18 protein-coding genes are annotated in these 24,566 nt (G+C 60.2%); 6 read left to right on the top strand and 12 right to left on the bottom strand.

Going from position 1 to position 24,566, the window contains the following annotated elements; all coding sequences use genetic code 11:
- Positions 1-180: 180 nt before the first annotated feature.
- From HMPREF2712_RS03915 to HMPREF2712_RS09145, 4 genes are all read right to left on the bottom strand, one after another.
- Positions 181-1,083 (bottom strand): adenylate cyclase, encoded by a 903-nt coding sequence (locus HMPREF2712_RS03915; protein ID WP_070819324.1) that lies wholly within the window; start codon positions 1,081-1,083, stop codon positions 181-183.
- Positions 1,084-1,403: 320 nt separating this feature from the next.
- Entirely contained in the window at positions 1,404-2,330 is a 927-nt protein-coding gene (locus tag HMPREF2712_RS03910; RefSeq protein WP_049340964.1) for a phosphoribosylaminoimidazolesuccinocarboxamide synthase, read from the bottom strand.
- 268 nt (positions 2,331-2,598) lie between these two features.
- Positions 2,599-3,882 carry a phosphoribosylamine--glycine ligase gene (purD, locus tag HMPREF2712_RS03905; RefSeq protein WP_070819323.1) on the bottom strand — a complete coding sequence of 428 codons (1,284 nt, stop codon included), beginning with the start codon at positions 3,880-3,882 and terminating at the stop codon, positions 2,599-2,601.
- Positions 3,883-4,033: 151 nt separating this feature from the next.
- A complete protein-coding gene (locus tag HMPREF2712_RS09145; protein ID WP_070819322.1) occupies positions 4,034-4,375 on the bottom strand; it encodes a hypothetical protein in 342 nt (113 codons plus the stop codon).
- Positions 4,376-4,944: 569 nt separating this feature from the next.
- Here HMPREF2712_RS09145 and HMPREF2712_RS03895 point away from each other — a divergent pair.
- The 5 genes from HMPREF2712_RS03895 (at position 4,945) to HMPREF2712_RS03875 (ending at position 12,312) form a co-directional block, all read left to right on the top strand.
- Entirely contained in the window at positions 4,945-6,072 is a 1,128-nt protein-coding gene (locus HMPREF2712_RS03895; protein ID WP_060824318.1) for an asparaginase, read from the top strand.
- Positions 6,073-6,074: 2 nt separating this feature from the next.
- A complete protein-coding gene (locus HMPREF2712_RS03890; RefSeq protein WP_070819321.1) occupies positions 6,075-6,527 on the top strand; it encodes a sterol carrier family protein in 453 nt (150 codons plus the stop codon).
- A gap of 240 nt (positions 6,528-6,767) precedes the next feature.
- Positions 6,768-8,519, top strand: coding sequence for an amidophosphoribosyltransferase (gene purF, locus HMPREF2712_RS03885; protein WP_070819320.1), 1,752 nt, complete (start codon positions 6,768-6,770; stop codon positions 8,517-8,519).
- Positions 8,519-9,664, top strand: a complete 1,146-nt coding sequence (purM, locus tag HMPREF2712_RS03880) for a phosphoribosylformylglycinamidine cyclo-ligase (RefSeq protein ID WP_060824316.1) — start codon at positions 8,519-8,521, stop codon at positions 9,662-9,664. Before purF ends, purM begins: the two co-directional genes overlap by 1 nt.
- A 641-nt stretch (positions 9,665-10,305) precedes the next feature.
- The gene (locus HMPREF2712_RS03875; protein ID WP_049327452.1) at positions 10,306-12,312 is read left to right on the top strand and encodes a S8 family peptidase; all 2,007 of its coding nucleotides are present in this window, start codon (positions 10,306-10,308) and stop codon (positions 12,310-12,312) included.
- Between the two features lie 104 nt (positions 12,313-12,416).
- Here HMPREF2712_RS03875 and HMPREF2712_RS03870 read toward each other — a convergent pair whose 3' ends face one another.
- The gene (locus HMPREF2712_RS03870; protein ID WP_070819319.1) at positions 12,417-14,342 is read right to left on the bottom strand and encodes a S8 family peptidase; all 1,926 of its coding nucleotides are present in this window, start codon (positions 14,340-14,342) and stop codon (positions 12,417-12,419) included.
- 606 nt (positions 14,343-14,948) lie between these two features.
- On the opposite strand from HMPREF2712_RS03870, the gene HMPREF2712_RS03865 reads away from it, so the two are divergent.
- Entirely contained in the window at positions 14,949-16,667 is a 1,719-nt protein-coding gene (locus HMPREF2712_RS03865; RefSeq protein ID WP_070819318.1) for a S8 family peptidase, read from the top strand.
- 218 nt (positions 16,668-16,885) lie between these two features.
- Here the strand turns inward: HMPREF2712_RS03865 and HMPREF2712_RS03860 are convergent, their stop codons facing one another.
- From HMPREF2712_RS03860 to HMPREF2712_RS09140, 7 genes are all read right to left on the bottom strand, one after another.
- The gene (locus tag HMPREF2712_RS03860) at positions 16,886-18,079 is read right to left on the bottom strand and encodes a bifunctional glycosyltransferase family 2/GtrA family protein (protein ID WP_070819317.1); all 1,194 of its coding nucleotides are present in this window, start codon (positions 18,077-18,079) and stop codon (positions 16,886-16,888) included.
- Complete coding sequence (locus HMPREF2712_RS03855) at positions 18,076-19,146, bottom strand: phosphodiester glycosidase family protein (RefSeq protein ID WP_070819316.1); 1,071 nt, start codon at positions 19,144-19,146, stop codon at positions 18,076-18,078. Before HMPREF2712_RS03855 ends, HMPREF2712_RS03860 begins: the two co-directional genes overlap by 4 nt.
- Before the next feature lie 330 nt (positions 19,147-19,476).
- Complete coding sequence (locus HMPREF2712_RS03850) at positions 19,477-19,686, bottom strand: DUF3073 domain-containing protein (RefSeq protein WP_005504588.1); 210 nt, start codon at positions 19,684-19,686, stop codon at positions 19,477-19,479.
- A gap of 403 nt (positions 19,687-20,089) precedes the next feature.
- A complete protein-coding gene (locus HMPREF2712_RS03845) occupies positions 20,090-21,808 on the bottom strand; it encodes a carbohydrate-binding domain-containing protein (RefSeq protein WP_070819315.1) in 1,719 nt (572 codons plus the stop codon).
- Positions 21,809-22,018: 210 nt separating this feature from the next.
- On the bottom strand, positions 22,019-22,939 hold the full coding sequence (locus tag HMPREF2712_RS03840; protein ID WP_070819314.1) for a polyphosphate polymerase domain-containing protein: 921 nt from the start codon (positions 22,937-22,939) through the stop codon (positions 22,019-22,021).
- A 119-nt stretch (positions 22,940-23,058) separates the two neighbouring features.
- A complete protein-coding gene (locus HMPREF2712_RS03835) occupies positions 23,059-23,793 on the bottom strand; it encodes a DUF4956 domain-containing protein (RefSeq protein WP_070819313.1) in 735 nt (244 codons plus the stop codon).
- A gap of 324 nt (positions 23,794-24,117) precedes the next feature.
- On the bottom strand, positions 24,118-24,566 hold a 449-nt coding region (locus tag HMPREF2712_RS09140), incomplete at its 5' end, for an excalibur calcium-binding domain-containing protein (protein WP_141762576.1).

The raw sequence follows: 24,566 nt of genomic DNA, 5'->3' as shown, positions 1-24,566 counted from the left end.
CGGGACTAGAGGTAATTGCTGAGGGAAACAACGTGGCGGGGACTGAATAAAGGGCTGTATCCTCTGCCCTCATCCGCTGGTGAAAGCGGTTGAGAGCAGAGGATCGGTAGAAAAATCTCGCTAGAAAATGTCCAACGAGGAATCAGCGTTTACTATTTGCCGTTGGCTAGTTGCCCTTGGCTAGTTGCCGTTGAGTAGAGCTGCGGCACGCTCCTGGGCCTGACGTTCGATATCGCGTACTTCAAGGATGAGCGGCTCATGCTCATTGAGCCAGGTCGCGGCCTTTTCGTAGTAGATATTCTGTGCCTTAGTCAGGATTCCAGTGGACTTTTGGCAGTTGTAGTCGGCGTGAGCTAGGGACTGCTCTTCCGCATTGGCGGCTACATTGGCTGCCTTGTACTTACCCCAGGTTTTCTCTGCGTAGCTGGGAGCATCTCCGAAGTGCTGGATATCGGCGTATCCGCCTTCTTTCATGCATGCACCGTAGGTGGTGTCATTACGGTAGTATTTCCCCATTTCTTCTACCGCGTTATTTTTGGATCCACCCGTGATGAGTTCGTTAACGAAGTTGGTGTATTTGAGGTAGTTTTCTGCTGAGCCGAAGACAGCTTCTGCCGCACGTCCGATGCAAGAATCTGTTGCCATGCCGAACTGAGCGCCGTTACTCATCGTGATGGTAACGGTTTTGCTGTCTGCGGCTTGGGGGTCGCCTTGAAATGCTTTCCGATATGCCGGGTTTTCCATCGCGGGTGCATTGCTGGAGCTAGCGTTGCCCTGCCGGGTGGACCAGTATCCCTGGGTGGCCGCTTCTTCGTTGGCGAAGTGGGCGCCACTCATCGCAAGTTCATGAACGGAGGAGCCGTCAATAATGTTCTGGCTACCGGAGTAGGTGAAGGACTTCTCGCTCATACACTTTTTGACCTCGTTGACGAGGGCCACGTTAATATCCGGGGAGGGATTCTCGTAGCTTGCCAGGACATTACGAATGTCTTGCTTAACTTCAACAGTGGTGGAGCAACTCGATACGCCTAGGCAACAGGCAATACCGATAAGGGCGAGGGATGCGAAGGGCTTCTTTGCCATGGACTTCACCTTTCTCAAGCATCATTGATGGGCGAGAACCGGCAGTGATACGAGCGTATCGTGAGGGCTATCTACAGACCAGCTATATGGTGTAAACCTGCGTTTTGCGGAGTAGAAGCATCATGAGCCGATTACTAAGTATGATAGAGGACAACCCCCCCCGTACAATAGACACACAAGATGTATTTATGACGTATAGCACCTATAAGAATGCATGTAAAAGAGCTTATGGATTAAAGGGCGGTGCCCCGGAAGAATGACCTTCCGGGGCACCGCCCTTTAGCTATCTCAAAGACTTATTTCAGCCCGAAATATAGAGTTTAGAACTTCGTGCCGGTCAGACGCTCATACGCCTCAACGTAACGGGCACGAGTCTTCTCCACAACCTCCTCAGGCAGGTGCGGCACGTTATCCGAACCGTCCCAACCCGCCTCCGGGGAACGCAGCCAGTCACGCACATACTGCTTATCGAAGCTCGGCTGGGCATGACCCGGCTCGTACTGCTGGGCATCCCAGAAACGCGAAGAATCCGGGGTCAGAACCTCATCACCCAGAGTGATCTCGCCGCGGTACGAATCGGTACCGAACTCCATCTTGGTATCCGCCAGAATAATGCCCTGCTCACGAGCAATCTTCTCCGCAGTGGTGTACAGGCTCAGGCTCAGCTCCTCCAGGCGCTCACCCACCGGCTGACCAACCTCAGCGTACAGCTCCTCACGGGTCACCAGCTCATCATGCTCACCGACCTCAGCCTTACCGGTCGGAGTGAAAATCGGGGTCTCCAGGCGGGAACCATCCACCAGACCCGCAGGCAACTTCACGCCAGCAATCTCACCAGTCTCGTTGTACACAGCCAAACCCGAACCGGTCAGGTAACCGCGCACAATGCATTCCACCGGGAACATGTTCAGGGAGCGGCAAATCATTGCTCGACCAGCCACAACATCCGGAACGTCAGTGGACAGCACGTGGTTCGGAACCTGCTTAAGCTGCTCAAACCACCACAGGGACATCTGAGTCAGAATCTTGCCCTTATCCGGAATCTCGGTGGGCAGAATACGGTCAAAAGCGCTAATACGGTCCGAGGCAACAACCATAACCGAACCGGCACGCAGCTCAGCGTCATCATTGACGGTCAAGCCGGTAGCATCAAAACGTTCCTCATTCGGAACGTACAGGTCGCGGACCTTACCGGAATAAATGTGAGTCCAGCCCGGGATTTCCACGGGGTTAGAACGAGAAGTCATGAGAATTTCTCCTGATGAGGTGGTGTGATGTGGATGCAAAAAGTCTGTGTAATTACAATACCGCGACAGGCACGGCTCCCGATAGTGCCAACCAGTCATCAATACGGCACAATCTTGAGAGCCCAACCTGCCCCGGTCGCCGCCGACAGCACCCCGAGCTGAGGAAATGAACCCGGGAAAAGCTGAGGCGGCGAGGAATAAAGAAGCGAGTGGCAAAGAAGCGACCGGCTCCCCCACCCTCAAGCGGGGAAGCCGGTCACCTTAGGTTTTAGCCGCGCGGGGCGGGAATCTGGATGCGGTTCTCCACAGCCTTCAGCGCGATGTCGGTGCGGTACTGCGCGCCAGCCCAGGAGATAGCGCGGACGCCCTCGTAGGCGGCATCGCGGGCAGCGCCCAGGTTCTCACCGAGCGCCACAACAGCCAGCACGCGGCCGCCAGCGGTGTGAATCTCCTCGCCGGAAACCACGGTGCCCGCGTGAATCACGTGCACGCCCTCCAGAGCGTTCGCCTCGTCCAGACCGGAGATGACGTCACCCTTGCGGGGAGTGTCCGGGTAGTTCTCAGCAGCCATGACCACGTCCACTGCGGTGCGGGGATCCCACTCCAGCTCGGTACCCTCAGAAATTTCACCGCGAGCAGCCGCACGCAGCAGCTGGCCCAGCGGGGTGCGCAGACGCGCCAGAACCGCCTGGGTTTCGGGGTCGCCAAAGCGGGCGTTGAACTCGATAACGCGCACGCCGCGGCTGGTCACAGCCAGACCGCAGAAGAGCACGCCCACGAACGGGGTGCCGCGCTCAGCCATACGTGCCACGGTCGGGCGGGCAACCTTCTCCACGACCTCCTGTACGAAGCCCTCGGGCAGCCAGGGAAGCGGGGTGTAGGCGCCCATACCGCCGGTGTTCGGGCCCTCGTCGTTGTCGAAAATGCGCTTGAAGTCCTGAGCCGGGGACAGCGGCAGAACGTTCTTACCGTCAGAGATGACGAAGAGGGACACCTCGGGGCCGTCCAGGAACTCTTCGATGACCACGGTGCCGCCAGCGTTGAAGCAAGCCTGAGCGTGCTCCAGCGCCGCAGCACGGTCCTCGGTCACCACAACGCCCTTACCCGCAGCCAGGCCGTCATCCTTGACCACGTAGGGTGCACCGAACTCATCCAGTGCCGCCTGCGCCTCAGCGGCGTTCGTTGCCACGTAGGCGCGAGCGGTCGGCACGGAAGCCTCTTCCATGACCTGCTTAGCGAAAGCCTTAGAACCCTCCAGCTGAGCGGCAGCTGCAGAGGGGCCGAAAACATCAAAACCCGCCTCACGCAGTGCATCAGAAACACCGGCGACCAGCGGTGCCTCCGGGCCAATAACGACCAGGTCGGCGTTCAGTTCGCGTGCCAGGGCGGTTGCCTGGGCGGGATCATTCGCATCAATTGCGTGGACGGGAACATCCTGAGCAATACCGGCGTTGCCGGGGGCGCTGTGCACCTCAGTCACCTCAGGGTCGCGCAGAAGCGCACGGATAATAGCGTGTTCACGGCCGCCGGGGCCCAGTACCAAAACCTTCATAGTATTTAGGGTACCCGGTACCCTCTCAAAAATGTGAGCTGAGCACACTAAAAATGCGGCCCTTCTCATGTAGCGGCACATTCGCAAGAATGCACGCTAGAGAAGAGCCGCACAGCGCGGTAACCGAAGCTACCGAATCAAGCTAAAAGCACTAGATGAGGGCGGTAATAGCTGCCAGGCCGCCGAAAAGAATACCGGGAGCGTTCGCGATGATAATCGGAACATCCTTCTTGGGGCGCCACAGACCGTACAGAACCCACAGGGTGCAGTTCACAGCAGCAACCAGAGGCTGGATCCAGTCACCCTTGTGACCGTTCAGGTTACCGATAATCTGCGGGAAGTAGAACACGTACATGAGCACTGCAGTCACAGAAGCAACGCGAGCCAGGATGGGGAAGAACTTTGCGTGGAATTCAGATTCTGCGCTCAAACCGCCCTTGGGGGAGGTGTTCTGTGCGGAGGTGTTTGCGGAGGTGTTGTTCTGCTCTGCCATGGATGTACTCCTTTACATGGTTTGCCGCTCACCAATCAAGAGTGAGTTGAGGGGTGAGCGGCGTTAAGGATGCATACTCGTACCGGGTCGCGTCTAACTAGTTTCGCCTAGATATAGGACCCCGGGGCCGCATCAATTTCCTAACTGGATACATATACCCGTTCTCAGACTGCATATTGGGGCATGTCAGAGATGATGAACCATGGATACACTCATAGCTCATCGATTGACGGGGTGGGGTTTTGCTCATCTGCCGCTGCCTTGGTCATCGCCATATTCATGAGGCGGTACGTCGAGGCTCCGGAATGGTTCGTCGGGCGTCGATCGTGGTCGGTCCTATGCGGTGCTGGGTTTTTCGGTTCGTGCGGGCTGTGCCTCGCTCACGTACCTTAGTCTTACCCGTTGCGCTTGAGCGCACTTCAATTATAAAAATGAGTTACTCATAACTTCAACTCGCAGTAAACGTGAATCTCTTCACACGCCCCTCCCTCGACTGCGCCAGCCCATCCTAGCTCCGCGCCACCAGAGACAAATAGGGCCAAGCCGCACGCCCCGTTTAAACTAGAAGAATGACCAACAGCACCACCCCACAGGCAACCACTCACACCACCGACCACAGCAGCGCCTTCGACGTAGAACTCGCGCAGCTCACCCGCAACGACCTAGTCGAAGCCACCTACCGCGGACGCCTCGTCGTCCTCTCTCCCAAGGGAGAAGTCGCCCTGAGCCTCGGCGACGCCCGCAAGCCTTTCTTCTTGCGCTCGGCGCTCAAGCCACTGCAGGCCATCGGATCTATGAAGGCGGGCGCACCCCTGCGCGGTTCCCAGGTCGCCATCGCCTGCGGTTCGCACCGCGGCACCTTCGAACAGATGCGCGCCGTGCAGGACGTACTCACCCAGGGCAGCACCGAAACCAACCCGCTCACCCCGGCAAACCTGGCGCTCAAGCCCATGCTCCCTGCCGATAAGCAGGCACGCCAGGCAATGACTCAGGCGAACCTTGCCGCTACTGCCCTGGCGCACCCCTGCTCCGGCAAGCACGCAGCATTCCTGTGGGCGTGCACCGCCAAGCTTGAGCGCGGCGACCTCGAAGAGGGCTCGCAGAATTGGACCCTGCACAACTACCTCGACCCCGCACACCCGCTGCAGCAGGTCATCACCGAAGAAATTGAGGCGTTCACCGGCGAGCCGGTAGCCACCATCGGCGTTGACGGTTGCGGCGCACCCGTGCACGCCGTCTCCCTTGCCGGTGCCGCACGCGCCTACTCGACCCTCGGCTCAGCAATCCGCAACCTCGGGGCGGATGCGCGCGCCTCCACGGTCGCCACCGCCATGGTGGACTACCCCGAACTGATTCAGGCACCCGGCTCCCCCGACACCGTGCTCAGCGAAGAACTGGACGCAATCGTCAAGGGCGGCGCGGAGGGCGTGCTCTGCATTGGTCTGCGTTCGGGCGCGTCCGTGGTGGTGAAGATGAGCGACGGTTCGCACCGCGCCATGTACGCCGTGGCTCTGCGTGCTCTGCAAGCTGGCGGCTACCTGAGCGCCGAGGAATGCGAGCGCCTGCTCGCGCTGGTGGTGCGTCCGGTGACCGGCGGCTACGTGGACGGCAAGCCGGTTGTGGTGGGTGAGCTGCGCGTACATGAGGAGCTTTTCACCCGCGAGGATTTGGTTCCCGGCTCCCCGGAAGAGAACTAGTCATGGCGATTCGGCGTAAGACTAGCGAAGAAGCGGGCATGGCGGCGGTACGCGAAGTGCGTGCCTTCTTTGAGGCGCAGCGTGCGGCAGCCGGTGAACTTGCAGATTCGCATGCCCGAGGCGAGTACCTGCTGAACAGCCCCGAGGTGGAGCAGGCGTTTGCCGCGCTCCCCCGCCCGGTGCGCGCTACCTTTGTGCGCTTCACCCTGGAGGAGCTGGCGACCCTCGCCCCCGGCAATAGTGTGGAGGTACGTGTGCCCCCGCTGGGCGTGACCCAGTGCGTGGCGGGTCCTCGCCATACGCGCGGCACCCCGCCGTCCGTGGTGGAGGCGCCTCCGCTCGTGTGGGCGGCGCTGGTTCTGGGTGCCTGTTCGTGGGCGCAGGCGGTGAGTGCCGGTGCGCTGGATGCGTCGGGTGAGCGTAGTGACCTTTCGGGTTTGTTGCCGCTCTTCTAGAGTTCGCTACGAGCTCACAGGTCCACGCAGTTTTCGTGATTTGGCGTGTTTGGTGCCTGTTCTAGTGGTCCATCCTGAGGTATTTAGCGCATCTTTCACCGCATCGGCTCCGAAACCCGGTACACTTTTAAAGGTCTGGTGTATGCTACAGCACACACAGGCAGGTGTGAGTGCGGCAACACGCCCTAATCTTGCGCTTGCACAGACGCATCCGCAGTCCCATCGTCGAAAAGAAGTGAATTGATTCGCCCCGACGGAAAACTCACTCACGACCTCGATCCGATTGACCACGGCCCCAAGGACGCCTGCGGCGTCTTCGGCGTGTGGGCACCCGGCGAGGACGTGGCAAAGCTAACCTACTACGGCCTGTACGCGCTCCAGCACCGCGGCCAGGAATCAGCAGGTATCGCAACCAGTAACGGCAAACGCATCCACGTGTACAAAGATATGGGACTCGTCTCCCAGGTCTTTGACGAAGCCACCCTCAGCTCCATGCCCGGCGACCACGCTATCGGCCACGCCCGATACTCCACCACCGGCGCATCCCACTGGGCTAACGCACAACCCACCCTCGGTACCACCCCGCACGGCACGCTCTGCCTGGCGCACAACGGTAACCTCACCAATTCCGCTGACCTTTACGACCGTATCCTCGAAAAGAACGGCGGCAAGCCCCCCAAGCACGGTGAGCTTGCTCAGGGTAACACCACCGACACCGCACTCGTTACGGCTCTACTGGCAGAGCATGACTTCGATTCCCTTGAAGAAGCAGCACTCGACCTATTGCCGACCCTTCGCGGTGCTTTCTGCCTCACCTTCATGGATGAGCACACCCTCTACGCTGCACGCGACCCGCAGGGTGTACGCCCCCTCGTGCTCGGTCGTCTGGAGCGTGGCTGGGTTGTCGCATCCGAAACCGCGGCACTTGATATTGTCGGCGCATCCTACGTGCGTGAAGTGGAGCCCGGCGAATTCCTCACCATTGACGAGAACGGTCTGCGTTCCCAGCGTTTCGCAGAAGCTAAGCCCGCCGGTTGCGTCTTCGAGTACGTCTACCTCGCACGCCCGGACACCACCATCTCCGGCCGTAGCGTCTACGAATCCCGCGTAGAAATGGGCCGTCAGCTCGCCCGCGAACACGCTGTTGAAGCTGACCTGGTCATGCCCACCCCCGAATCCGGTGTTCCGGCTGCTATTGGTTACGCCGAAGAGTCCGGCATCCCCTACGGTAACGGCCTGGTCAAGAACGCCTACGTGGGCCGAACCTTCATTCAGCCCTCGCAGACTATCCGCCAGCTCGGTATCCGCCTGAAGCTGAACCCGCTGAAGTCCGTGGTTGCCGGTAAGCGCCTCGTCGTCATTGACGACTCCATTGTTCGCGGTAACACTCAGCGTGCCCTCGTGCGTATGCTCCGCGAAGCTGGCGCGAAGGAAGTGCACGTGCGCATCTCCTCCCCGCCCGTGAAGTGGCCTTGCTTCTACGGTATTGACTTCGCCTCCCGTGCGGAGCTGATTGCGAACGGTCTGTCCGTGGACGAAATCGCGTCCTCCCTGGGTGCCGATTCGCTCGGCTTCATCTCTCAGGACGGCATGATGGCAGCCACCGAGCAGCCCGCCGAAAACATGTGCACCGCATGCTTCACCGGCAAATACCCGATCGAGCTGCCGAGCGAGGAACGACGCGGCAAGTCCCTCTTCGACGCTGGAGAAAAGGGCAAGGGCGGACCCCTCGCCGGCAAGGCAGCTGAGGTGACCGTGGAGCGCCCCGTCCCCTCCAAGCCTGAGCACGCCGAGGCCGTCTCCATTGAGACCCGCGAAGGCACCGAAACTCTCGAAACGAAGTTCGACCCTTCCGCAGTACAGGTTGCCGCAGACGACGCCGGTATGGGCATGTGCAACCCCGGCCCCGACGCCGACCTCGAGGCATTGCTCACCGAGCAGGACCGCATCCCCGCAAACTCCTCCGCTACCGCTACCCCGAAGGAATCCTAATGAGCGAGAACACCACCACCGTAACCTACGCGAGCGCAGGTGTTGACGTAGAGGCTGGCGATCGCGCCGTTGAGCTGATGAAGGGCGCTATCAAGGCGACCCACAACTCCTCCGTCGTTGGTGGCGTGGGCGGCTTCGCGGGCCTGTACGACGTCTCCGAGCTCGTCAAGTACCGCAAGCCCTACCTGGCTACCTCCACCGACGGTGTGGGCACCAAGGTCGCTATTGCGCAGGCACTCGATATTCACGACACCATCGGCTACGACCTGGTCGGCATGGTCGTGGACGACATCGTGGTCTGCGGCGCTAAGCCGCTGTTCATGACCGACTACATTGCCACCGGCAAGGTCGTTCCCGAGCGTATCGCTGACATTGTGCGCGGTATCGCTGGCGCATGTGCACAGGCTGGCACCGCCCTGGTTGGCGGCGAAACCGCTGAGCACCCCGGCCTGCTGGCCGAGGATGAGTACGATGTCGCCGGTGCCGCAACCGGTCTGGTTGAAGCGGACGAGCTGCTCGGCCCGGACCGCGTGCGCGAGGGTGACGTGCTGATCGCTATGGCGTCCTCCGGTATTCACTCCAACGGCTACTCCCTGGTCCGCAAGGTCCTGAACGTAGCCGGCTGGGGCCTGGAGCGCCAGGTGGACGAGCTGGGTCGCACCATCGGTGAGGAGCTACTCGAGCCCACCCGCGTGTACGCGGCGGACTGCCTGGATCTGGCGGCGGCATTCCCCGTCAACGGCGAAGACGGCACCACCGGTAGCGGTGTACGCGGCTTCTCGCACGTGACCGGCGGCGGCCTGGCTGCTAACCTGGCTCGCGTTCTGCCTCAGGGCCTGGAGGGTCGCGTGGACCGCTCCACCTGGCAGATTCCCGCCATCTTCTCCCTGATCGGTTCGCTGGGCAACGTGCCCCTTGCCGACCTGGAGCGCACCCTGAACCTGGGCGTGGGCATGATTGCTATCGTTGACCCCTCCGTGGCTGAGGCTGCTACCAAGCGTCTGAACGACCGCGGTATCCCCTCCTGGATTATGGGTGACGTTGTTGCCGCCGGTGAGCCCGAGGCTAACAACCCCGATTACGTTCAGGGCGCTAAGGGCGTGGACGGCGGCGCGGTTCGCCTGCTGGGCTCCTACGCTTCCTAAGGACGCTTTCTCCAGTAGGTAGCGAGCGCCAGTTTGCTGGTGCTGATGATTCTATAGACCGGGGCGGTCACCGATGCGGTGGCCGCCCCGGTCTTTGTGTGTCTACCGGCGGGGCGTGCTGCCCCGTGTGTTTGATGCCAGCTTTTTATTTATTTTCACGCGTATTTTGGGCTATTTTTATTTTTTGCTATCAACTGCATTTTTAATGCATTTCAGTGCTTACACCACAGTGTTAAAACATTTATTTCTCTCCCCTGTCAGCAAGAGGTACCGCATATCCTGCCTCGCATATTCCAACCCTCAAGCTTTACTTACATAAACTCTCAATCATTGGGCACTATTCAGCCTCCAGAGGTTGATTTTCTGCACATTAACCCGTGAAAAGCACCTCAAAAATCCCTCAAGTTCACCTTGAGGTGATACCTTAGAAATGTACGTTGCACACCGTCCAAAAAAGGGTTCTTTCGGTACGAAAAAGGGTCTACAAAACACTATTCCCTCACCCCATTCATTACTTCAGCGCACCCAAAGAGGTCCCTTTTAGTGCCCTGTAAAAACCCTATACGCACCTCGTGCATCTGCAGACGGAAGCACCAGTACACATCACACAGTCCGCATACCACCTACATCAGGAGAACCAGATGAGGCTTCCATACATCGGTGCGCAGCGCACCGAAACACCTCCTCGCCCCCGCATCGATAACCGCCGCACCGATAACCTCTACACCGATAACCGCCGCACCGATGACCCCTGCCCCGATAACCGCCGCCGCAAGCGCCCCGCACACGCAGCCATGAGCCTGCTCGCCGCCGGCGCACTCCTCTTCGGAGGCGACCTACCCGCCGTCCTCGCGCAGGCACCCAGCGACGAAGCCATCCTGGCAGCAGCTCAGGCAGCGCCCCAGATTGAAGGCCCCGTCAGCCCCCTCACCCTCACACGCAACGGCGTAGCACGCCCCACCACCCCCACCGCGGCAGCCCCCGGCACGCTTCCCCAGCAGAACTTCGACCGATTCATCGTCACCTACACCGACGAAGCCAAGCAGCGTAAGCAGCAGAACGAAGGCAATCGGGATGCAATCCAAGACATTGCTAATGACGTTAAAGACACCGTTGATGTTGCCAGTGAATCTCTGAACGTTGACACTCAAATCCTGCGCAGTACCTCCACCGATGACGCCGTCATCCAGACCTCCAAAACCCTCAACAAAAACGAGGCGAAGGAGTTCATGGCGAAGGTCGCCTCCGACCCGGACGTAGCCTCCGTCGAACCCGACTACATCAACTACCCCGCCGCAGAGGGCGACATCACCTTCCAGTACAACGACCCGCAGTACAGCAAGCAGTGGAACCTCACCAACCCCACCACCGGCGTTCAGAACACCGGTAACGCACGCCTGCGCCGCGGCGCATACGTGAAGGTCGCCGTACTCGACACCGGCTACGTACCGCACCCCGACCTGGTCACCGGCATGGCGAACGGCTACGACTTCGTCAGCGACCCCCTCAGCGCCCGCGACGGCGACGGCCGCGACCCCAACCCCAAGGATGAAGGCGACTACGCGCCCTACAACCTCTGCAAGGATCAAGCGAACGCCCACACCTCCACCTGGCACGGCACCAGCGTTGCCGGCATTATCGGCGCCCGCGGCAACAACGGCATGGGCATGGTTGGTACCGCCGACCTCGCCCGTGTGCAGCCCGTGCGCGTGCTGGGCCGATGCGGTGGCCGCACCTCCGACATTGCCGACGCCATCATCTGGGCAGCCGGCGGACACGTCGACGGGGTGCCTGATAACACCTACCCCGCCAAGATTATCAACATGTCCATCGGCACCGTAACCCAGTGCCCCGCCGCTTACCAGCGCGCCATCAACATCGCCCGCTCCAAGGGCGCAATCGTGGTCGCAGCAGCGGGTAACGGCAACACGGAGGCCTCCAAGTACGCGCCCGCCAACTGCATGGGCGTCATCACGGTTGGCGCAACCACTAAGGCTGGCACGCGAGCATCATTCTCGAACTACGGCACGAGGGTTAACATCTTGGCACCGGGTGAAAACATCCTCACCCTGTCCATGAACAGCCTCGACCGCCCTGATAATACTAAGTTCAGCTACGACTATGAGAGCGGCACCTCCATGTCGGCACCGCACGTCTCCGCTCTGCTGGCGCAGCAGCTGGTCAACGGCACCTCCATGACCACTAAGCAGGTCGAGGAGGCGTTTACTCTCATGGGGACGAACCGCATCAAATGCGATAAGTACTTCTGTGGACGAGGCATTATCAACAGCTTCAAACTGGCTAAACAGGCTGGAAACCTGGACGCGAACGGTAGGGTGACCTACCTACGACCGCGCAAGACGATCAAGGTGATCTCTAAGGGACTGAGCGCAGGCGCGTCTAACACCAAGATTGCCGATAGAGCCGCCGCCGCCGAGGCAGCCAAAGCAACCACAGAAGCTCTCACGGCAGGAGCCAACGGCGAGAGCCTCACCGGTGACTACGACCGGATTCCCGGCGCTCCCGCCATGGAAATCCCCGAAGATGCCCAGGTCTACGACCTGAACGGTGACGCCGAGCCCATCACCCAGGACGAACCGCTAGTCACCAACCCCGCCCAGAAGCCCCGCGAGGTCAATGAACAATAAGCTATCCGCTACCGGCTTCGCACCAGGCCCAGTCGACAGCGCATAGTAAAAGCCCCCGATGAGAGAACTCATCGGGGGCTTTTCGTATCTAAAATCAGTTTTGACTAGCGGTGATTACCGGTCGCGAAGCCCAGGTAGCCAGTGTTCGGGTATGCACTGCTCGGGTAACCGCTGCTCGGGTAGGTGTTCGCAGAAGCACCGTACCAGGAGCGGTAACGGGAGGTGTGACCGTGACGCGGACGCGACGGGTAGGAGGGGCGAGTCACCGGGCGGGACGGGCGGGTCCTAGCCTTAGGAGCGGGGGTCACCTTCGGAGCCGGGGTTGCCTTAGGCGCGGGGGCCTGCTGACGCTTAGCGTCCTCTTCAGCCTTCTTGCGTGCCGCCTCTTCAGCCGCCTTCTTACGTGCGGCTTCCTCCTCAGCCTTCTTGCGTGCTGCCTCTTCAGCCGCGGCAGCATCCGCAGCCTCACGGTCGGAGCGGACCTGCTGAACCGCGCGCGCCGCATTCACAATGCCGGAACCGCACGCGGACTGGTCGCACTCAACACCCTGAGAGGTGGATTGCAGAGCCTTCTTCGCCTGAGCATACGTCAGCTTCGGGTCGACCGACTTCATGAGCGCCACAATACCGGCAACATGCGGTGCCGCCATGGAAGTGCCCTGGTACTCGGCGTAGTCGGCCTTACCGGGAGCAGTCTTACCGGCGTTCAGGGTGGAGAGAATACCGCCACCCCAGTAGCGGCGGTCGCCACCGGGTGCGCTCACGTCCACGCGGGAGCCGTAGTTAGAGAAGTAGGAGCGCTTGCCATTCTTATCGGTTGCGCCCACATTGATGACGTCCTCGCAGTTGCCGGGGCTGGACTTCGAGGCATCAAAGTTGTTGTTACCCGCCGCGACAACCACGATGGAGCCGCGCTTATTCGCCTGAGCAATCGCCTGGCGGTACGGGGTGGTGCAGGTGCCCTCGCTACCGATGGACATGTTAATGACCTGGGCGGGGTTCTGGTTTGCCGGAACGCCGCGCACGCTACCGCCAGCAGCCCAGATAATACCGTCGGTGATGTCCGAGTCGAAGCCGCCGCAGGCGCCCAGAACGCGCACGGGCACAATCTTCGCCTCGGGTGCCACACCGGCAATGCCTTCGTTATTGTTCGCGATAGCGGCAATAGTGCCCGCCACGTGGGTGCCGTGCCAGTCGGAGGCGGTCGCCTTCGAACCGGTGAAGCACTGGTTATCTACGGTCCAGTTGCCAGCATCGGTCGGGTCGGAGTCGCGGCCGTTACCGTCGTTGGAGAACGCCGACTCGGCAATGAAGTCGTAGCCGGGCAGCACGTTAGCGTCCAGGTCCGGGTGGGCGGTAATGCCAGAGTCCAGCACCGCCACGGTCACGCCCTTGCCGCGGGTGGTGCCCCACGCCTCCAGGGCGGAGATGCCCTTCTCACCGGTGAGGGACCACATTCGGTTCATCTTCGGGTCGTTGATCTTGACGGTCTCCGAGATGTTATCCACGGTGGCGTAGCGGCGCATATCTGGCGACACGGAGGCGACCTTGGAGTTCGCGCTCAGGGCGTCCATGTACTGCTGGGCCTGAGCGGGGGTGAGCTCCGCGGAGGTGGTGACCACGCTGGCATCCAGCGCGGTGGAGCGGACGTAGCTGGTCTTAATGTTCAGCAGCTCGTCAATGCTCTGCACCTCGGAGGTGATGCCCGCGTAGAGTGCGTCGTTCCAGGTTGCCTGCTGGGTGCCGGCGGCCGCGGACCAGTCAATCTGATCTGCGGTGGCATCGGTGGAGGCGGCGTTCTTCGCCTCATCGGTGTAAGTGATGATGAAGCGGTTGTATGCCACGGGCGCGGACTGGGTGGTGTTAGAAGCCTGTGTCGCCACAGAAGCCTGGGTTGCGTGGGTAGCCTGCGCGGTGGGTGCCGCAACGGCGGGGATCACGCTTGCCGAGAGCAGGCAGGTTGCGGTGACGAAGCTCAGCAGGGAACGCTGTGAGGAGCGTGCCTGCGAGGGGCGAGCAATGCGAAGCATGGACGTCCTTGAGGTGAGTGGTACCGGGTGCGCACGATGCGGCGTAGCGTTGCCGTCTCGCGTTGAGGGCGTGTGCTCGGTACGAGTGAATACGGAAGAGTGAGGTGTTGGTGCATTGTGTGTGCTGTGAAGTGGTTCCACAATGTGCGTGCACGGGTACGCACCGTGAGATACTCTAGCACCCTTTTTCAGTTACTTTATGAATAAAATAACCTTTGTGATGCAGGTCATTTTATGCATAGATGAGTAAAACTTAAATCACTACTTTAAGTCGCGAGAATATTCCGACTAGGCATTTCTTTATCTGCATTTACATGAAAGAAAAATCTCATTATTTACGCCACACTATCGAGTTTTAGCCCCGCCAAACATAGAAAAAGGTGCTAGGATAGCGATATCTCACCACATAAACTACTTCCGATGAACTCCCGCACGGGGGTTTAGAGAAAAATACACATCAATGCAGTGATGTGCATTTTCTTTTTCTATTCGCTCCTCACAAGCAAATATGCAAAAGAATGCAAATATTTTCTCGAAGGTGCATTTATGTGAGTGGATGACCAACCCACTTGCCGCTTCCGGCACTCACATACGCAAAGGACCCCGATGTCTTTTACCACTCACCCCTCAGCGCGCGGTGTCGCACGCACCGCGCTGAGCCTGGGCACCGCCGCAGCACTCGTCACGACCCTGGGCGCCCCCGCATCCTTCGCGGCACCCGCCAAGGCTAACGGAGCCGAGCGCGCCAAGGCGCACACCACCATTTCCTCCCTCAGCTCCGCACAGCAGAAGGCAGGCTTCAACCGATTCGTTATCACCTACACCGATAGCGCTCTGAACGCAGGTGGCATCAACTGGGCAAGCCCCGCAGGCACCCAGGTTGCCACCTGGAACGACGGCCTCTACCAGGGTCTCACCTCCGAGGTGAAGAGCGTCGATGACCTCTTCAAAATCAAGACCAACTACGTACGCACCACCGCTCAGAAGGCAACCGTGGTGACTCTCTCCTCCAAGCTCACCGCGGAGCAGGCAGAGAAGTACATGGCGGCGCTGAGCTCTAACCCCTCCGTCGCGTCGGTTGAGCCCGACCTGCTGCGCCGCTCCAACGCACGCACCCGTACCGCCGCAAACTCCAAGGTCGCTCAGGTAGCCCAGGCTGCCCAGGCGTCGAACCAGGTTGTGGCGCCGAACGACACCCTCTACCCGCAGCAGTGGAACCTGCACGGCACCAAGGGTCTGGCTACCCCCGAAGCGTGGAAGACCACCCAGGGTGCCGGCGTGACCGTTGCTGTGATTGACTCCGGCATCGTCAAGCACCCCGACCTGGACGCTAACGTCCTGCCCGGCTACGACTTCATCACCGAGCCCTCCATTGCTCGTGACGGCAACGGCCGCGACTCCGACCCGACCGACCAGGGCAACTGGGAAGAAGCGGGCGTCTGCGGTGCTGATGCAGAGGCAAGCGAGTCGAACTGGCACGGCACCCACGTTGCCGGCTCCATCGCGGCGATTATGAACAATAAGCGCGGTATCGTCGGCGTGGCACCCTCCACCAAGATCCTGCCCGTGCGTGCCCTGGGCATGTGCGGCGGCTACGACTCCGACATTGCGGATGCAATGGTTTGGGCAGCCGGCGGCACCGTTGAAGGCGTTCCTGCGAACTCCAACCCCGCCAAGATCATTAACCTCTCCCTCGGCGGCGAAGGCACCTGCCCCGCAACCTACTCCAAGGCTATTGCTGAAGTGAACAAGCGCGGCGCGATTCTCGTTGTCGCTGCTGGTAACGATGGTCAGGACACTTCCAAGGTCGCTCCGGCTAACTGCGGCGGTTCGATCGTGGTGGGCGCTACCGACCAGAACGGTAAGCGTAGCGACTTCTCCAACTACGGCAAGATTGTTGATGTGAGCGCTCCCGGCAGCAACATCATGTCCACCGTGGATCTGGGTACCACCGTGTCCACCGGCGCAGGCTACACCGAGTACGACGGCACCTCCATGGCAGCACCCCAGGTTGCTGGCGTGATTGCTCTGATGAAGTCCGTGGATCCCTCGCTGAACGCTGAGCGTGCAAAGCAGATTCTGAAGCAGAGCTCCAAGCCGCTCACCTGCGATGTGAACGGTTGCGGTTCCGGCATTGTGAACGCCGCGAGCGCACTGGCTATGGTGCAGGGCAAGAAGGACCCGAACCCGCAGGCAAAGCCCTGGCCGAAGCGTGCACCCAAGCACCCGACCCGTGCGGCTCGTGTTGGTTACGTGACTAACCCGGCTGTTAACCACAACCCGCCGTTCCTGATTACTGCTCACGGCCTGATTCCCGGTCAGTAATCGGCATGTTGCCAGCTCGGAAGCCGGTGAGCCAATAGGCTTCTGAAGGATGCCACATACAAAAAGCCCCCGTTGAGTTTTCTCAGCGGGGGCTTTTCGTGAACAGAACGCTGCGGCTTTTGGTGCTGCAGCATGCTTCTCCCACCCACCCTCACGACTGACAGGTGGGAGAAATCTTGGGGTACGCCCCTAGCGAGCTGGACGCTAGGGTAGACGAGCTAGGGGCGTACCTGGGAGGCGCGCACACCGGTACGGATACCGGCAGCCTCCATGCGAGTGGACTCGTAGCTCACCGCGCGCAAGCCGGAAGAGGCGGCGATTGCCTGAGTCTTTTCTCGCGTATTTTCCTGACGCTGGGTGGGTAGAAAAACCCAGCGGCGCTGGACCGCGAAGCTGATCGGGATCAGAATCAGTTCGGTCAGGATCTTGGCGACCAGCAGGGACGCGCCCAGGCCGGTCAAAGCTTCCATCAGAGCCGCGTTGGCTGCGAGGATGCCCACCGCCAGCACGGTGTACCGTACCAGCGAGGAGGATACCGAGGGGCGTGCGCCTCCGTCGTGCATGAGCATTCGGTTGACGGTGAAGTTCGTCAGCGCCGAGATGATGCGGGCACCGACCACGGCTGCCAGTAGCGGAGCACCCATGCCCACCAGGACGAAGAGGGCGATAGCATCCACGAGGAAGCCGGTCAGGAAAGACGATGCCAGGAAGGCAAGCAGCGGTGCATAAATGAGCGCCGAGTCCTGCAGAGGCCTAAAGTGGCTGGTCGGGTTGCCGGGCTCGTAGACCTTCACGATGGGTACCTGCACCAGTTCCACGTCTGCGCGGGTTGCGCGTAGCAGCATGGAGAACTCGTACTCGTACTTATCGCCGGGAATCTGCAGCAGCCAGTCCAGAATCTGCGGGGTGAAGCCGCGCAGACCGGTCTGGGTGTCTGCCACGCGGGCTCCGGTCGCCAGGGCGAAGAAGCCTACGGTTGCGCTGTTGCCAATTTTGGAGCGCAGCGGCACCTTGGTACCTTCTTCGCCGGCGTTCGGGTCGGGCTTGGTACGCACGCCGAGGATGATGCTCCGCTGACCTGCCACCGCGGCGGTTTCGGTGCGCACGCCCACACGGAAGATGTCCCGAGGTAGGTGCTGGCCGTCCGCGTCGGCGGTGACGATGACCTCGCCGGGGCGGTTTGCTTTCGCCCAGGCGATGCCGGTGCGCAGTGCCGCACCCTTGCCTTTGTTGGCGGGGTGGGTCTGCACGGTCACGCCGTCGATGCGCAGTTCGGTAAAGATGGGTGCGTAGGCGCTGCCGGATCCGTCGTCAATCACGAGGATTTCGGCGTGCGGGTCCTGTTCGCGCAGGGCCCGGGCAAGGCGGACCAGTGATTGGTCCGGCTTATAGGCGGGTATCAGGATAATCACGATGCGCTCCCTGCAATGTAGAGGATGTCGCTGGTGCCACGTTCCTTGGTGCCACCCTGCGGGCGGTTGACCAGCTTGTTGTTGAAGACCATGGCGGAGGAGCCACCACCGTCCAGGTTGTAGGCGCTCACGCAGCCGAGGTCCTTGAACATTTGGGCGAACTCGGGCATGGTCACGCCACGCGAGTAGTTGGTGGAGCGGCCGTCGACCACGATGAAGACCAGGTGGTTGGTGCCGAGCACGCCCACACCGGTTCGCGGTTGGTTGCCCTGGATGGAGTGGTTACCGAAGTTGGTGTCCACCTCGACGCTGTCGATGCCGTCGACGATTGCGGAGTCCTTGACCAGTGCAGGGCCGAAGGAGAGGGTGTTCCACACGCCCTCGTTGACGAGGGTCTGGGCGTTGGTTGCGGTTTCGTCGTAGAGCTTGACGGAGCCGTCGCGGTAGAAGGCGAGGCCTTCACGTGCGCCAGAGTCACGGTAGACAACACCGTTTCGGATCACGATGCCGGTGGTACGGAAGCCGTAGTAGTCACCGTTGATTGCCCAGATGCCGTTGTGCTCGGAGGCAATGTTCGAGGGGGTGTCGATGATGTTCTGGCCGAACTTGTTGTTGGCGAAGGCGCTACGCAGCAGGGTTGCGTTGTCGAGCTTGATGTCTGCTACGAAGGAGACGACCGCGTCGGAACCGCTGCCGGTGGTGTTGGAGGTGATGGTAATCGAGCCTTCGTTAGCGGTGAGGCTCTGACCGTTGACCTTCACGCCGGTCAGTTCGGTGGGGTCTGCGGTTGCGGAGCCGGAGGCGCTTGCGTTTGCCTGAGCTGCAGCCGCCTCGTAGGCGGTGGTGTCTTCAATTTCGGTGTGCTCTGCCAGGTAGCGGTTGTAGGCCCAGCCTGCGCCGCCGCCGACTACTGCGAGTGCGCCGAGGCCGCCGCCGATGAAGATTCGACGGGTGAGCTTCTTCTTGGCTAGCTTCTGCTCTGCTGCGGTTTGCGCTGCGTTAGCTTGTTCTGCTGCGGTCTGGGTTGCCTGGTCAATGCTCTGAGTCATGTTCTGTTCGTTGTTCATGTCTCTAGAATGCCGGTCTATTCTCTGCGCCAGGCATGACTAAGCTGTGCAGAAGCTATGTATGCTTATTCATTTAAAACTTTTTTATTACTGCCCACGCTTTATTACCAGATGGTGCTATGCATATATATGTATAAACATGTGTATTGGCTTTGTGTTCCGCATAGTCAAGAACCCCCGCGGGCAACCTGTCCTCGCGTACGCCTAACTGCATCCACAAAAACTGGGGGCACGAAAAAACCGGCTGAGCACCCCGTGCGGGGCCTCAAGCCGGTTCATCATCTATGAAATACGCTCGGTCGATATGCACCGAATCATTCCGCGTATTCTTTATGCCTCATCCTCGTAGGACGCGTACTTTTCTGCGTATGCCGAGTAGTCGTCCTCGTCGTCATAGCGACGGCGGGACGAATCGGAGGACTTCGTTTTCTTCGCGCTGCTGAGCTCGCGCTCGAGTGCGCTGTAGTCGGTCTCGGGGCTGAAGTACTTCATCTCCCGAGCCTGCCTTGTTGCTTTAGCCTTCTGACGGCCGCGCCCCATGGCGTGACCCCCTCTTTCATCCTGTCCGAGGCGAACAGCACGCGCGGCGCATCGCTCTCGGATCGTTCAACAGTCTTTACTACACTATAGAGTACCCTGTTTCAGCCCTGAATGTCTCGCTCAACGGCACCTATTTTGCGTATCAGAGCACTTCTTCGCACCGGAACAACCGTTTTATTTTGCACCCGCGGCTTTTTTACCCCAGACGCCACACACCCTATATAACACGTAGCCCCGCACCGGATATATCACTACATCCGATGCGGGGCGAGTGTCTCTCCTACCGGCTCACTCACAAGACCGGGTTCAGAGAGGGTACCGTGCAGGTCATGACATCCCGCACGGGGTCTAAGGGAGAGCCCCCTGCCGCTGAGCCTGCGGCAAGGGAGCCGCGAAGGAGCTGCTAGCTTGCGGTAAAGGAGCCCAGCGAGGTGGCGTTAGAAGCCAGGGTGGTACTGGAGGCATCCACGCTATCGGTGGTGGTGTACACGGTGTAGCTCTCGCCCTTGGTGATCTTGGAGCTGGAGACCAGGATCAGTGCGGTGCTGGAGTTAGTCACCTTGTAGTTCGCCACCACGTTACCGGAGGAGTCGGCAACCTGTACGGTGGTGCCGGCGCTCAGGTTCGATACGTTGCTGATCTTCACGTAGCCGCTGGTGGAGTTGGTCGAGGGCGCCTCGAACATGTCACCGGAGTTACCCGCGGCCACGGTCGTGCCGTTGAGCAGCAGGTCGCCGTTGGTGTCCAGGGATGCGTTACCACCGGTGAAGGGACCGTTCACAATCAGCGTGCCACCGGAGAGGGTTGCCGTACCGTTGGAATCGATGCCGTCGCCGTTCGTGTTCACGGTGACGGTACCGCCGGAGATGTTGATGGTTGCGTCGACGACCTCGAAGGTGCCGCCGCCACCCATGCCGCCACCTGCGCCACCACCAGCCGGGGGCTGACCCATAGTGCCCGAGGGAGCCTGACCGCCACCTGCCGGTGCCTGACCTGCGCTACCGCTGGGCGCCTGGGGTGCAGAGTTCTGGCCGCCCTGCGCGCTCTGCTTAGTCGAGGTTGCAGTAGTCGAGGTTGCAGTAGCCGACTCAGTGCTGGTCGAGCTAGTGCTGGTCGAGGTGGTGCTGTACGAGGCGTTGATACCGTCATCGGAGCTGGTCACGTTCACGGTGCCGTCCAGGATGTTGATGTACTGCGCCTCGATACCCTCGTTCGCCTGGGTGATGTTCAGGGTACCGCCGGAGATTTCAAGCACGCGCTCAGCCTTGAAACCGTCATCACCTGCAGAGATGTTCACGGTACCGCCGCTCAGGCGCACCCAGCCGCGGTTGCCGTCGGTGTCGTTAGTTGCCTTGATGCCGTCCTTGGTTGCGGTCACGGTGATGGTGCCGTCCAGGATATCGACGTAGTCCTTACCCTTGATGCCGGTGTTTGCCGCGTTCACTTCCAGGGTGCCGGAGGCAATGACCAGGCCATCAGAGGTGTGGATACCCTCTTCGTACTTACCTTCAACCTTCAGGGTACCTTCGCCCGCCAGGGTCAGGTCGCTCTTGGAGTAGATAGCTGCGTCGGGGCTACCACTGGCGGTATCCGAGTAGGAGGAGCCGTCAGAGACGGTGTTGGTGGTACCCGAGGCGGTGTAGATAACGACCTCGTCCGCCTCAACAACGTTGATAGCTGCACCGGTGGAGTTGGTGATCGTCGCGTTGTTCAGGATCAGGCGGACCATGTCGCTGTCGGCTGCCTCAACCTTAATCTGGCCCTCGTAGGTGCCGGTGAGCTTGTAGTTGCCCGCCTTGGTGATGGTGATGACGCCGTCGCTGACGGTCACGCCGTCGGTCGCGGTCGGGTTAGAAAGATCGATAGTAACTTCGCTGGAGGAGTCCCAGGTGACGTCCTTCGCGGAGTAGTGGGTGTCCTCGGCGAGCTTCGCGCCGCTCTTCACGTCGGTGGAGAAGGAGTCTGCCACCTTCGACGTGGTGCCCGAAGTGCTCGAAGCGGAGGTACTGATTGCACTCGAAGCGCTGGCATTCGATGCCGAGGTTGCCGAGCAGCCGGTCAACGCCAGGGCTGCCAGGAGGGTAATGGAGGTTGCGCTCTTAATCATATTGCTCTTTTTCACGGGTTTTCCTTTGTGTTTGGGTGACCACTCGCGTAGAGCCAGCGCCACAGGGGTAAGACGTATGTGAAATGTGAATATGTGTGAGAGCGGTTATTGCCTGTGTGGGGCGAATAAGGCCGATGTTGTGCTTGGTTCGGGGGATATAGATGAGGGGCTGGGGTGCGGGCAAGGTAGGTGCTCTACCCTACCCGCGCATTCCAGATTGCCGTTTTAGGCGGCTGCAAAACGCTCGGTCAGCAGCTTCTGGTAATCCTCTTCGGTCATGTCATCCACGTTCAGGCGGGTGCCCTCAACCGGTTCCAGGTGCATCCAGTTCTTCAGGGTTTCTTCCCACTTGTTGCTTGCCAGCTGCGGGTTCAGCGCCGCCATGCCGGTTGCAAACTTGGAAATCTTTGAGGGGGTGATGCCCGCATCCCAGAGGTGCTGATCCGCTACGGAGGGCTCCACACCCGACTTGGTTTCGATGATGACCGCGTTCGGCAGGCCGTAGGTGGTGCCGACCAGGTTGCCGTGGAAGTTACGGTAGTTCACGCCCGCCATGAGGATGTTCTCGGACAGAGGGGTCCAGGTCAGGGCGTTATCTACGGTCATACGGGAGGCGACCGGGTTCTTCTCGCTCTGCGGCAGGAAGACCGTGGTACGGCGGTACCCGGTGGTCAGGACCGCCTCCAGCTTGTGTACGGGGCCGGCGAGGATATCGCCGAGTGCTACGGTGATGTACTCGTGACCTTCCGCAGTGAGCGTATCGCGGTTTTCGAAGGTGTACGGGATACGCTTCTTGACGGTCATATCCTGCTCACCGTCGGTCTTGACCTCCAGGAAGGTCAGCTTCGAGTCCAGGTAGCTACGGGTACGAATCTTGAAGGTATCGTCGCGGCTGTAGGCTGCCGAGTGGTAGCTCTGCATCTGCGGGGTGTCGAAGTAGACCGAGTCGTAGGCGAAATCGCGCTGGCCATCGATTTCCATGACGGAGGCGTCTGCATCGAGCGTGGAGAGTACCTTGGCGGCAGTTTCTGCGTCGACAATGTACTTGCGGTCCACGCGGGTCTGCATGGCTGCCTTCTCGTTCATGGCTTCGAGGCTGATGCTCTTCCACTCTGCGGGGATGATGTTTGCGACTGCGTTAGTCATGGGTCTTCGTCCTTCTGGGGTGCCGTCCCCGCGTGCTGTGCGCTGGGGGGCGGCGTGTCGTGGGTATTGGAGATGTTTGTGCAGTTGGAGTGAATCGGAGGCTTAGATACCGGCTGGTCTTACTTGCCCACCGGGGTGCGCTGGAGCGGAATCATCTGGGTTTCCAGCGTGGCGTGCGCTTCGGCGGTGGGTGCTACAGGCTGGCGGGTTGCAGTAATCTGCGGTGCTGCTGGTTGAGCTACTGCCGAGATGGGTGCTACGTGAGCCTGTGCCGCCTCCACTGCCGCGGGGGTGCCGCCCTCGGTGGTTTCCTTGGGCTGGTAGGTGACGGTGGCGCGGGTCAGGTTGTTCACCATGTCCAGCTCGGTGATCTTCGCCGAGGTGACGGTGTAACCCAGGCGAGCGCTCAGGTATGCCTTGAGCTCTTCCTCGTCGCTAATCGCACGATCGGCGGTGACGGTCTGAGTCAGCTCCTTAGAAACCGGGGTGCTGCGCGAGTCGAGAATCGCGATGAGGCCGACCAGGGTAGCCATGAGGCCGAAGGCGATGTACGCCGGGCTAATGTTCACACCCGCGATCATGCCGACCGAGAGGGCTACGAAGTAGTAACCCACCTCGCGCTGGCTCAGGGCGGTGGAACGCAATCGGATAATCGACAGGACACCGAAGAGGCCCATACCCATAGCGGATGCGTTCGATCCGGCGGATACCAGCGCCACCGAGACGGTGAAGATGCCGGCGTTGATGACCGCGTAGGAAATCATCAGTTCGCGGTTGCGGTGCCGCACCATGTAGAGGGTGCAGAGAGCTGCGATGGCTATGGCATCGGCAATCGCCATGGTCAGAATAGTCATTGGGTGCTCCAGATATCGTGTCGTGATGTTCGCGGTGCTCTTCGCTGTCTGTTCTTCAGCTCAGTGCTTTGCGTCTTTCGTTTTCTGCTTGGTATCTAGAATCCCGGTCGAAGCTGTGTTTGCCCTGTGTTGCCCTTAACTTAGAGATAAGTGTTAGAAGTCTCTAGTAAATCTGCTGGTCAGATACACTAGAGGCTATTATTTTTTCCTCTCTCCACTACGTTTTCTGCATCTTCTGCGGTGTCAAAAGGCACAAAAAAATGGGCCCCCTCCGATATGGAGGGAGCCCATAAAAGCAGCTAAAAACTTAGCGACTAGGCGTTATTATGCCTTCTTGCGCATGCGGGTTGCCACGATGGTCGCGCCACCAGCACCCAGAGCAATCAGACCCAGACCAGCAGCGGTCATCGCATCGGATGCACCGGTCTTAGCCAGGGAAGAAGAGCTCTTGGAGGATGCGTTAGTAGCATTCTCGTAGTCAACCGGCCATTCGCAACCGATGCCGTCGTGGTCAGCATCGAACTTCTCGCGGAAGTCCGGGTGATCCTTGCGGATCGGTGCCAGGCCTGCAGCCTCAACGTCGGCGCAGTTCTGGAAACGGTGGCTCTCGGTAGCGTTACCAGAGTTCTGACCAGCGGAGAGGTTGTTAATAGAGGTCTGACCGCCAGAGTTCTGACCACCGTTGCTCTGGTTATCTACAGAGTTAGAGTTCTCGTAGTCAGCGGGCTGCTCGCAGCCGACGCCGTCGTGGTCAGCATCGAACTTCTCGCGGA

The organism is Rothia sp. HMSC064F07, from assembly GCF_001837265.1.
Taxonomy (GTDB): domain Bacteria; phylum Actinomycetota; class Actinomycetes; order Actinomycetales; family Micrococcaceae; genus Rothia; species Rothia mucilaginosa.
Note: the sequence above shows the minus strand (reverse complement) of the source record. Positions and strands in the feature narration are given on the sequence as shown.